The organism is Exiguobacterium sp. UBA3491 (genome assembly GCF_002377745.1).
GTDB lineage: Bacteria > Bacillota > Bacilli > Exiguobacteriales > Exiguobacteriaceae > Exiguobacterium_A.
The window spans coordinates 1,387-12,749 of record NZ_DFQK01000018.1; the positions used below are offsets into that span (position 1 = coordinate 1,387).

General features: G+C 46.4%; 13 protein-coding genes and 1 riboswitch. Of the genes, 8 read left to right on the forward strand and 5 right to left on the reverse strand.

The window, feature by feature from the left end:
- Positions 1 to 329 (reverse strand): amino acid permease (locus tag B4F99_RS06290; RefSeq protein ID WP_290756051.1); only part of this gene is annotated, 329 nt, incomplete at its 3' end.
- 131 nt (positions 330 to 460) lie between these two features.
- Positions 461 to 649: riboswitch (Lysine riboswitch) on the reverse strand.
- A 165-nt stretch (positions 650 to 814) separates the two neighbouring features.
- On the opposite strand from B4F99_RS06290, the gene B4F99_RS06295 reads away from it, so the two are divergent.
- Together B4F99_RS06295 and B4F99_RS06300 are read left to right on the forward strand one after the other, a co-directional pair.
- Entirely contained in the window at positions 815 to 1,270 is a 456-nt protein-coding gene (locus B4F99_RS06295; protein ID WP_290748404.1) for a MarR family winged helix-turn-helix transcriptional regulator, read from the forward strand.
- Positions 1,271 to 1,406: 136 nt separating this feature from the next.
- A complete protein-coding gene (locus tag B4F99_RS06300; RefSeq protein ID WP_290756053.1) occupies positions 1,407 to 2,498 on the forward strand; it encodes a diguanylate cyclase in 1,092 nt (363 codons plus the stop codon).
- Between the two features lie 41 nt (positions 2,499 to 2,539).
- On the opposite strand, the gene B4F99_RS06305 is transcribed toward B4F99_RS06300, so the two are convergent.
- A complete protein-coding gene (locus tag B4F99_RS06305) occupies positions 2,540 to 3,145 on the reverse strand; it encodes a TetR/AcrR family transcriptional regulator (RefSeq protein ID WP_290756054.1) in 606 nt (201 codons plus the stop codon).
- Positions 3,146 to 3,337: 192 nt separating this feature from the next.
- Here B4F99_RS06305 and B4F99_RS06310 point away from each other — a divergent pair, with 192 nt between their 5' ends.
- The 5 genes from B4F99_RS06310 (at position 3,338) to B4F99_RS06330 (ending at position 8,479) form a co-directional block, all read left to right on the forward strand.
- Positions 3,338 to 3,994: an HlyD family secretion protein gene (locus B4F99_RS06310; RefSeq protein WP_290756055.1), complete on the forward strand. Its 657-nt coding sequence runs from the start codon at positions 3,338 to 3,340 to the stop codon at positions 3,992 to 3,994.
- Between the two features lie 12 nt (positions 3,995 to 4,006).
- Entirely contained in the window at positions 4,007 to 5,698 is a 1,692-nt protein-coding gene (locus B4F99_RS06315; RefSeq protein WP_290756056.1) for a DHA2 family efflux MFS transporter permease subunit, read from the forward strand.
- Positions 5,699 to 5,828: 130 nt separating this feature from the next.
- Entirely contained in the window at positions 5,829 to 6,380 is a 552-nt protein-coding gene (locus B4F99_RS06320) for a hypothetical protein (RefSeq protein ID WP_290756057.1), read from the forward strand.
- A 123-nt stretch (positions 6,381 to 6,503) separates the two neighbouring features.
- Positions 6,504 to 7,061, forward strand: a complete 558-nt coding sequence (locus B4F99_RS06325) for a nitroreductase family protein (RefSeq protein WP_035411506.1) — start codon at positions 6,504 to 6,506, stop codon at positions 7,059 to 7,061.
- Between the two features lie 221 nt (positions 7,062 to 7,282).
- Positions 7,283 to 8,479, forward strand: a complete 1,197-nt coding sequence (locus B4F99_RS06330; RefSeq protein WP_214856288.1) for an MFS transporter — start codon at positions 7,283 to 7,285, stop codon at positions 8,477 to 8,479.
- Positions 8,480 to 8,558: 79 nt separating this feature from the next.
- Here the strand turns inward: B4F99_RS06330 and B4F99_RS06335 are convergent, their stop codons facing one another.
- From B4F99_RS06335 to B4F99_RS06345, 3 genes are all read right to left on the reverse strand, one after another.
- Positions 8,559 to 8,858, reverse strand: coding sequence for a hypothetical protein (locus B4F99_RS06335; RefSeq protein WP_214856289.1), 300 nt, complete (start codon positions 8,856 to 8,858; stop codon positions 8,559 to 8,561).
- Between the two features lie 67 nt (positions 8,859 to 8,925).
- Positions 8,926 to 9,378: a DUF4385 domain-containing protein gene (locus B4F99_RS06340; protein ID WP_056064504.1), complete on the reverse strand. Its 453-nt coding sequence runs from the start codon at positions 9,376 to 9,378 to the stop codon at positions 8,926 to 8,928.
- Positions 9,379 to 9,427: 49 nt separating this feature from the next.
- On the reverse strand, positions 9,428 to 10,057 hold the full coding sequence (locus B4F99_RS06345; RefSeq protein ID WP_290756060.1) for a TetR/AcrR family transcriptional regulator: 630 nt from the start codon (positions 10,055 to 10,057) through the stop codon (positions 9,428 to 9,430).
- A 108-nt stretch (positions 10,058 to 10,165) separates the two neighbouring features.
- Here B4F99_RS06345 and kynU point away from each other — a divergent pair.
- Positions 10,166 to 11,363: kynureninase (kynU, locus tag B4F99_RS06350; protein ID WP_290756062.1), on the forward strand; the 1,198-nt coding region annotated here is incomplete at its 3' end.

An 11,363-nucleotide genomic window follows, 5' to 3' on the forward strand; every position in this document is an offset into this window, starting at 1 on the left:
CAGTTGTACCAGTAGTTCCAGCCGAGGGCAAAGCCGAATGAGGGATCGACGAATTTTGTCCCGTATGTCGAGAAGGATCCGGCGACAGGCATATAAGCCGCCATTTCGCCAAGACTTGTCATTAGGAAGTAGACCATCAGACCAACGATTGCATACGATATAAGTGCACCACCTGGTCCTGCTGCTGCAACGGAAGCACCGGACGCGATGAAAAGTCCTGTTCCGATTGCCCCACCGATGGCAATCATCGACATGTGACGGGCTTGTAATCCACGTTTTAATCCTTCGGCTGTCGAATCTGTTGTTTGTTTCACATCTAGTTTGTTCATTTCGTTCGCTTCTCTCTGTTTAGATTTTTTGAGAGGACACTTTTTGAATGAAAAAACAAAAAGCGCCCTCATCTTCCAGATGGAAGATGAGAACGCAACATAATAAAATGAATGCGCCTCATTCTACCGTCGTGAAAGATAGCTCTCCACAAGTGAGTGATACCCGACTTGTGACAGTATTAGACCTATTCGACCTAATCCCAATCGATCATCTTCAAAGCGATGATTGATTTCGGCAATTCTTCCTTTCAGGTCACTTCATTTGTCGCTTGACGACATCCATAACCGTACTCTTAAGAACTGCAACCTCCATCCCACTGGTTGAGTGAGAACTGAATTAAATTAGTTATTACTACGCCATATTACACAAACCGCCACGAAATTGTCAATTGCCTTTTTTGAATCTGGGGTAGTAGATGGTAAAAATCCGATATGTTTAGTACACTAAATGATAGAAGTCCACTGAGAGAAAGGATGCTGCTTGCATGCCACAGGAACGTGATTTGCTGACTTACCGACTCGAGGAACAAATGCGTGTCATTCTTCGTACCCTGCGACGTGAACTTAATCGACTATTTGAAGGAACAGCAACCCGAAGCGAATTTTTCATCTTACGGAGTCTTTCAGAAAACGGTCCCCAGCGTCCGACACTTCTTGCGGAACAATTTGAGCTGGCGACGAGTCAAGTCACTGCTTTAACGGATAAGCTCTATAAACAAGGATATGTCACACGGACGCGTTCGACGGAAGATCGTCGCTCGATTGTCCTTGCTTTGACGGATGACGGAGAGCGTGCTTTTCGGGAACTCGAGGTCGTCCGAAGAAACTATTTACAAGATCGCTTCGGAACTTTAACAGAAGAAGAACTGGAAACGATGATTCGCGTCTTCGATAAGATTTTACTGACGATGGATGAGGATACGCTCACTTCGTCTTCATAAAAAACGGTAGATTTTCTACCGTTTTTTATGTTTTATCTAAACATTTACCTCTGTCTAACCGTTACCTAGATGAGTATACTGGAGTATATATATGGAAATCTGTTAGCTGGGGAGTTGGGAGGATTTGTTGTCCATCATGAATCAATTCATCATTAACTTTTGTCTACTGTTCACGACGATTACTCTCTTATTCTTACCATTTCGGAATCGACCACGTATTTCGCTGAATTCCAGCTGGAGTACACGCCTCATATTGGGAAGTGTCTGTGGTCTGACTGCAGTTTTGTTGATATTCAATGGCATTCAGATCGATGTCGCCCGTGTGGATTTACGAATCATCCCAGTCGCGATCGCTATGCTATTCGGTGGTTTCCCGAGCGCCATCGTCGCCGGTATAATGATCATCGGGACACGTTACTTTTTGACACCCGTCGATCAAATGGAGGGTTTTTATCTGTCCACACTGATTATCGTCTTAATCATTACGACGATCGGAATCGTACGTCGATTCGTTCATGTCTCGACACGCCATTTTCAATTATTGGTGTCAATTGGTGTTCTCTATTCGTTACCTGCCATCTATATCCTGACAAACAGTTGGTCGACATTCTTTAAAATTTCAATCGCTTATATCTTCTTTAATCTATTAGCTGGCTTTGTTGCTTTTCGACTGCTGACGGAATTACGCCGTCACTTCGAAAACATTCAGTATCAACAAAAACTAGCGATGACGGATGCTTTGACCGGACTTGCCAATCGGCGCCGTCTCGATGATTCACTGTCACTTGTCGGTTCAACGGATCAAGGGTATTCACTTGTCTTGATTGATATCGACTTCTTCAAGCACGTCAATGATACATATGGTCATGACGCCGGAGATGATGTCCTACGTCAACTCGGCATGACACTCGCTTCCTTAACACGACCGGATGACCTCGTCGGACGATACGGTGGTGAAGAGTTTTTGATCATTTTACCAAGCACTACAGCTAAAGAAGCTCAAAAAATCGCAGAGTTGGCTCGGATGACGGTCGCACGCAACCTGTTCCCGACGGCAGACGTACCTGATCTGCAAATCACGATTTCGCTTGGGATTGCACATTCTAGTGGTTCCCATACGTCTTTAGAAGTATTACAACAAGCAGATAAAGCGTTGTATTACTCAAAAGAAAGCGGACGAAACCGAAGTACGATTTATACGAAGGAACTTGCCTTCCGACAAGCTTGAATACGAGACACTTCCTATCGGGAGTGTCTTTTTCTATGACCTTATTCCGTTTCTTTCGGAAAACCGATGCTTTCAACCATTCCAAAGACGATCATCCGGCTCAATTGTTCCGCCATATATGCGGATGAATATGGCCGACCGTTTCGTAACCAGGAAATCAATAATCCTAACTGTCCACCAATGACATAGTTCAGTAACAAATCCCGATCGACGAAAGTCGCATCCTCTGCGACTTGGGATCGAAAGACGAGGCGATAATTTTCTTTCAATGTATCAAGAAAACGAGAGATGAACGTTTTGATCGGTCCTTGAACGAGCATCGTCTGATAAAACAATTCGTTTTCTTCAATGTGAATGAACAAACGAGCAAAATAACGACTGACCTGTTCGACTGTCGGAAATACGGTGCCTGTACCTGTAATCCGAATCGCTTGTTCGAGCGCCATCATCTGTTCCTCAACGATTTGGTCAAGCAAATCATATTTATCTGTGTAGTGCGCATAAAAGGTCGAGCGGTTCACACCCGCCCCATCCGTCAGCATCTTGACGGTGATGCTCGAAAAGCTATTTGTCTTCAGTAAACGAAACAATTCCATCGTAATACGGTCACGTGACCGTTTTGGTCGTGGATCACGGCTCTCTTTCATGTGCATTTCACTCCTTTTCCATCATCTTTTTAAAAATGAATCCGTTATCATTTATTTTTCCAACATTTTGTCGGAAACTGTTGGTTGTTTGTTATCTAACTATCCATATAATTAACTATATTAATTACTCCTCCCCCCAGAGGAGTACTTTTTTTGAATCGATTGTACACAAGAAAGGATGCTAACACACCCATGAGTATGAAAAAATTACTAATCATTAATATCGTTACACTCATCGTTTTGATCGGTGGTGGGGTCGTCGGATACTACTATTACGATCAAGCAACAAGCTATGTCAAAACAGACAATGCGAAAATCGATGGCAAAATGATAACGATTGCTAGCCCAAGCGCTGGTAAATTAACGGACTGGTCTGCTAAAACAGGCGAATTGCTCGACAGCGGTGCAACACTTGGTCACATCATGACTGCGCAAGCTGGACAAAAACCAACAGATCTTTCTGTTTCGATGCCTGCGAAGGCAACGATCGTTCAGTCGATGGCGACAAAGAACGGCTTCGTCGCAGCCGGTACACCACTTGCCTATGGTTTTGACTTAAACGACCTTTGGGTCACAGCGAACATCGAAGAAACAGAAATCGATGAAATCAAAGTCGGACAAACCGTTGACGTGTATGTCGACAGCTATCCTGACACGACACTTTCTGGTGAAGTGGAGCAGATCGGAATGACGACAGCTTCGACGTTCTCGATGATGCCTTCTTCAAACGGAAATGCGAACTACACGAAAGTCGCACAAGTCATTCCAGTTAAAGTATCACTCTCGCAAGAAAAATCACTCGACATTCGACCTGGTATGAATGTGACCGTCCGCATTCATAAGGATTAAGGAGGGACATTCATGTCTACTACCTTCTTGTTCGGATATAGTGCGTTCACGATTCTGATCATCATCGGCGTCAACTGGATCGCCCGCCGGAATCGTCAATCCGACATCGCACTGGCCACTGACGGACCAACACTTGAGGAGTCCCTCGAGACGGAACCGACGATGACCGTGACATCACCAGTCGCAGCACCTTCAAAACAAGTATCGACTGAAAACGTCAGTATTCCGAAAGTACTGACGGTCTTACTGATTGGTATGTTCATTGCTATTTTGAACCAAACGTTGATTAATGTCGCGTTACCGGTTCTAATCAATGACTTCAACGTGTCGACGTCCACTGCCCAGTGGTTGACGACAGGTTTCATGCTCGTCAACGGGATCTTGATTCCGATCAGTGCTTTTTTAATGCGCAGTTATACGTTCCGCCAGTTGTTCCTCGCTTCGATGACACTCTTTTTCTTGGGATCAATCATCTGTTCGATGGCGATGAACTTCCCGGTCATGATGATCGGGCGTGTCGTTCAGGCGGCAGGTGCTGGTATCTTAATGCCACTCGGATCAAATGTCTTCATGACATTGTTCCCACCGCATAAGCGTGGCGCTGCCATGGGAATGCTCGGAATCGCGATGATTCTCGCTCCAGCAGTCGGACCAACGATCACGGGATATGTCATCCAAAACTATGATTGGCACGTCATGTTTTATGCGATGTCGTTCTTTGGATTAGTGACATTGCTACTCGGTACGGCTTGGTTCCGACTGACACAGCCACTCTCGAAACCTTCTTTTGATGCACTTGGTGTCTTATTCAGTACGATTGGGTTCGGCAGTCTCCTTTATGGATTTAGTGAAGCTGGGAATGACGGTTGGGATAGTCCGATCGTCATCAGCTCAATCGTCATCGGTTTAATCGGAATCGCTGCTTTTGCAATGCGTGAGCTGTCGATGGAAGATCCGATGTTAAACATTCGCGTCTTGAAGGTTCCGGAATTTTCATTTACCCTCTTCATCAACGTCATCGTCACGATGGCCTTGTTCGGTGGGATGTTGCTTTTACCGATTTACCTTCAAAGTATTCGTGGATTTTCACCGGTCGACTCCGGTCTACTTCTATTGCCAGGATCACTGATCATGGGAATCACCGGACCGATTGCTGGTCGTTTATTTGACCGCTTCGGTATCCGTCCGCTCGCCATCTTCGGTTTGACGTTGATGACGTACGGGACATGGGAATTGACGCAATTGAACATGGATACGTCGTATTACTCCATCATGGGCATCTACATGCTTCGGTCATTCGGTATGGCATTCATCATGATGCCGATCATGACTGCCGGAATGAATGCCTTACCGATGAAGATGATCCCGCACGGAAACGCAACCCAAAACACACTTCGTCAAGTCGCCGGCTCCATTGGAACGGCAATTCTCGTCACCGTCATGACCCGTCAAACGACGGCTCACTTGGCAGACGATGCGAATCAGTTCACGACGCTCGACCCGACGCTTTCGCAACATTTAAACGATCTTGGACAACAGCTGGGTAGCTCACAAGCTGCTTCAACGAGTTGGTTTACGATGCTGACAAAACAAGCAACGATCCAAGGGATCACTGACGCGTTCTGGATTGCGACCGTTTTATCTGCGCTCGCATTGATTCTGTCCTTCTTCTTGCACGGAAAAAAAGAACCAAATCTGGATTGATTCATGAAGGACCAGTTGATGTCATATCAGCTGGTCTTTTGCTATACTTCGTGAAAAGTTCTTCTTTGCACTTCTCTCTTAAAATCGATACACTAGGGACAATGAGTTTCATATCTAAAGGAGATGCTTTATGGTTGCCTTTCTGCAATTTTATGCGTTTATCTTTGCTTGTTGTTTTGCTTGGCAAGTCGGTCGACCATCGCCTTGGTCGCAAAAGATTTTTCGCGCCTTTTTAACAAGTGTCAACGGGCTCTTCGTCTTTGCACGTGCCTCGATTTCAATCTTTTTGTTAGTTGGACCACTATTACTCGTCACATATCTTGTTTTTCCACGATTAATCACTTTTGAAAATGGTTTAGCGATGGTGATCAGTGTGCTCGTCATCGGTCTGGTCGATCGTCTCGTCAGTCTCGTCGTCCTACCACTCATGCGTTCCTTTTTCCTAAAACGTCAACGCGTCATGCCACAATCGGTGGAAATGGTGCTCTATACGATGGCAATGGCTGTCTTGCTCTTCATTCAGCTTCATGCTGTTCCTGGCGTTCAGATTCATGTAGCATTAACGCTTTTCATGGGATTCACGATTTATTTCGCCCATTATTTATTTGCGTTGTACCGGATTCGTCTCATGAAAAAGAAACTAACGACTGTTGCTCAAGAAGAGGAACGAAAAGCCTCTTAATACAAATTCAACGAAAGATGATTTCTTCTTAGGAATCGTCTTTTTGTTTTCTGACAAATAATATTGACAATGATAATCGTTATCATCTATAGTGAAAAAGTACTCAGTGAGGAGATGAAACGGATGCATGTCCAACAAGTGATTGAAACACGCCGGTCCATCCGGTCTTATACGGAACAACCAGTTCCAGTCGAATTAGTAGAGGCATTACTCGAAACGGCGATGTATGCCCCGAATCATAAATTACGAGAACCTTGGCGTTTTGTTCTCGCAATCGAAGAGGGACAAACTCGGTACGTCGATGCTTTGATGGAGTTACTGACAGCGCGTGGTCAATTCGAGACGAAAACATCTGAACAACGTCAACAGGCTGAACAAAAATTACGGGAAGTCCCGGTTTACTTAACAGTACTTTGTCAGGTACAAGGGACACCGGATCAACAGCTAGAGGATACACTCGCAACAGCTGCCATGATTCAAAATCTACAGTTGGTGGCGACAGAGCGCGGCCTTGGTTGCTGCTGGAAGAGCGGAAAACATTGGTTTACACCAGAATATGCTTCAATCGTTCACGCTTCAGAAAATGAACGAGTTCTCGGCGTCATTCAAATCGGCTGGCCAGCCCTCGTTCCACCTGTCAAACCGAGAACGTCCCTGAAGGACAAGTTGACGCACTTTTAAGAGGTGCGCATTCTGCGAGCTACCCCTGCTCGCGCCAATCAAGCCCCAATTCAAAATAAAAACGTTCCGATGACGTCTCTCTCCCCAAATGGAGACGCAATCGGAACGTTTTTCTGTTAGAGAAATTCTTCATGATTGACAGGCGCTTTAGCTTGAATCTAAGATAATGAAAGTGAAACAAATAACCGCTTACAAAAAGCGAGTCGAAAGAAGGGGTCCCCTTGCACGCGGATCAACGAAAAAAATTAACGGTCCTCATGATCAATATGTTTATTGCGGTCGGGAGCTTCGGGATCATCATTCCGATTCTACCCGCTTACTTAGCGTCGATTGGACAAGGTGGGACGGCGGCTGGATTAATGATTGCCATCTTTGCCGGAGCACAGCTCGTCATGTCACCGATTGCTGGTAAATGGGCAGATCAATATGGTCGTCGTAAGATGATCATCTATGGATTGGTCGGCTTGACGCTCTCGATGTTTGTCTTCTATTTCTCAAACTCTGTCACGGTCCTCTACATCTCGCGCGCAATCGGCGGTGCCGGTGCCGCACTCCTGATTCCAGCGATTTTTGCTTACGTTGCGGACATCACGACGATGGATCAACGTGCAAAAGGAAACAGCTATGTCTCAGCTGCGATGTCACTCGGGATCGTCATCGGTCCAGGAATCGGTGGATTCCTTGCCGAGTATGACTTAAAATTGCCATTGCTCATCTCAGCGATCGTCTCGGGTGCAGCCGTCTTATTCAGCGTCTTGTTACTTCAAGAAAGCGAACAACACGATGCAACAGCGATGGCACCAGATGAAGGATCGATGCTTAAGAAACTGGGGACATCGTTTAAAAAACCGTACTTCGTACCGCTCGTCATTACACTCGTCATGAGCTTTGGTCTCATGGCATACGAATCGGTACTCGGTCTGTTCGTTGATGATCAATTCGGTGCTTCACCGAAGGACATCGCGATCATGGTGACGTCAACTGGAATCATCAGCGTCATTGCTCAAATCTTCATCGTCGATAAGTTATCCCGTAATTTAGGCGAAGGAAAGGTCCTGAACCTGTTCCTGTTCATCGCAGCACTCGGCTTCCTGTTGTCATTATTGACATCAAGTTACGGTGGATTCTTTGCGATTACCCTCGTCATCTTCCTTGCGACATCGATTTTACGTCCCGTCTTGAATACGATGATTTCAAAGCTCGCTGGTAATGAGCAAGGCTTTGCTATGGGAATGAACAACGCCTACATGAGTATCGGGAACGTGCTCGGACCGACGCTTGCCGGTGTACTGTATGACGTCAACATTTTCTATCCATTCGCACTTGGTCTGATCTTCCTTGTCGTGACGTTCATCGGATCATTCATCTGGCAAAAACGTCAAGCACGATTAATTGCCAAGGTCGAACAGAGTTCTTAAATGAATCAAAAATAGCCTCGATTACTCTATCCTATCAGACAGAGTAATCGAGGCTATTTCATTTATCCCTATTCATTCGTCATACGAATTGTTCCTCTGTTACTGACACGAGCAGTTTCGCAACGATTTCTGTTAACAAGAAGACGAAGACGACTCCTGTAAAATCCAGCGTCAACCATGGCATCAGACCGCAGCCGATCAAAAACGTCCCAATCATTAATGGACGATATGACGAAAAGGATGGTCGCTTCGGACGGATACTTAAAAGGATGCTCACAATACCAAGCATGATAAGCCATATCAATGAAATATCATAGAAAAAGTGATCAACTAGTAAAAATAGACCAATCGGATACAGCGGAATCCACCAACGGTTCATCCTTATGCCTCCCGTTTTCTTTTCAGTATCGCATGGTTTGAATCGATTCCCTTTATTTTGAAATGACTTATCCGTACTGCTTTTGATGCGCACGTTTGAGTTCAAGGTATTCTTCGTCCGCCCGAATCAAATCCCATTTTTCTTGGAAGATGGCCGCGGATTTTGCTTTTTCTTCGTCGATTTCGCGTGTGTGTAATTCTTTGGTCTCTTTATCTTTATATTTGCGCCCACCCTTGTAGTTCGCGTAACGTCGCGCGCGCGTATGTCCCATCTGAATGAACTTCCGCGCCATATCCATGCCGACGAAGTCCCCGTCTTCTTTATAAGCTAAATACATCTCATAAATTTTCTCAGACGATTCCTTCGCGATATCCGGCGTCTTAAAACGCCAATGCGGCAAAATCTCACTTTTGTAAGGTTCGACGAGTAAGACCCCTTGCTCCCCGCGTCCAACCCGGTACTTTTCCGGCTCCTTACGAAAATCCGTCGTCTTGAAATCGAGATCGTAATCAAACGCCATCCCGGTCACGCTCCCTTCTACTTTGAAACGTTCCCTTCCTGTCCGTTCATCAATCCTCGATCCGGTAGAGTCCTTGCGTATAAATCGTCGCTAAGACGTGTGCGATCTCTTCGATCGTCGCTGTCGCCTCTTCGCGGACGACTTCGAATAAATACATCTCATTCGCAAAGAACCAACCACGGGCGACGAGTTTCGAGTCGACATCCTGCCGCGCAAGTCCTGTCTCCTGCGCATACTGGATATCCTGACTGATCCGATCAATGAAGCGTTCTCGAATCGCTTTCCATTTCGCACGGACGATGTAAGAGACGCCGATTGCTTGCTCGACGATCCGTAGCATCGCTCGTTCTTCTTCCGCGAGACGTAAGAAATCCGTAGCTTGCGTCACGATACGTTCCTTTGCCTCTAGCGACGTCGTCGGTTCAAATGTTCGTTCCGCGATCGCATGGAAACGACTCATGACATCTTCCATCAGGACGACGAGCAACTCATCTTTCCCTTCAAAATGCACGTAGGCTGTTCCGTAGCCGACGCCAGCTTGTTTGATTACTTGTGAAATCGTTGACGTTTGAAACCCTTGTTCTAAGAAGACGTCACGTGCCGCACTCAACAGTTTTTCGCGTGTCCGCACTGTGCGCAGATGCCGTTTATCGATTTTTTCTGGTTGAGAAGATGACATGTCCTTCACTCCTTTTGTTTTCTCTATTCGATAATATTGACACAATGTCAATTTGTTTGCTACGCTTTTGTCAAAATTGATTGAGTATTCATTTGAGGAGGATGACGTATGACACTGCAAGCAAAACGGACCGATGCCGTTGCTCGGGACGAGCAAGATGTATTGTCCACCTATCGTGATGAGTTTTATCTGCAACCGGGTAGTATCTATATGGACGGAAACTCGCTCGGTTTATTATCGAAGCGTGCCGAGAAGACGTTGCTCGAGTCGCTATCAGCCTGGAAAGAGCTCGGGATCGATGGCTGGATGAAAGGACGTCATCCTTGGTTCGAATTATCAGAACGTCTCGCTGTCCTCAACGCTCCGCTTGTCGGCGCACAAGCGGAAGAAGTCATGGTCACCGGTTCGACGACCGTCAATCTACATCAACTCGTCGCGACATTTTTCCAACCAACAGAAGGACGAGATAAGATTTTAGCGGATGCGCTGACGTTCCCGTCGGACATCTATGCTTTACAAAGTCAGCTTCGTTTACGCGGACTGGATCCAGAGACACATCTCGTCCAAGTACCAAGTCATGATGGTCGCTTTTTAGATGAGGACGATATCATTGCCGCGATGACAGACGATATCGCTTTGATTGTCTTGCCTGCCGTGCTGTACCGAAGCGGACAGATTCTCGATATGGAGCGTTTAACGAAAGCGGCACACGACCGCGGCATCTTGATTGGTTTTGATGGCTGTCATTCCGTCGGAGCCGTTCCGCACGCTTTCCATGACTGGGGCGTCGACTTTGCTTACTGGTGTAATTACAAGCACTTGAACGGCGGCCCTGGAACAGTCGGTGGATTATTCGTCCACGAACGTCATTTCGGAACGTTGCCCGGGCTGACGGGCTGGTTCGGTTCGCGCAAGGATAAACAGTTTGACATGGATCACACGATGACACCGGCCTCGCACGCAGGCGCTTTCCAGATTGGAACACCACACGTCTTAAGTCTCGCCCCACAAATCGGTGCGTTAGAGATGTTTGACGAAGTCGGTATTGAAGCCGTCCGAACGAAGTCCCTTGCGCTGACGCAGTACATGATGGACCTTGTCGAGCAGGAACTCATACCGTACGGTTTCGTCATCGGAAATCCAATCGACGATAAACGCCGTGGGGCGCATCTCAGCCTCGAGCATCCGGAAGCGGCACGGATCTGTAAAGCACTCAAGGAAAACCGGATCATCCCCGATTTCCGGGCACCGAACATTGTCCGTCTAGCACCCGTCGCGCTCTACAACACGTTTACCGATGTCTATG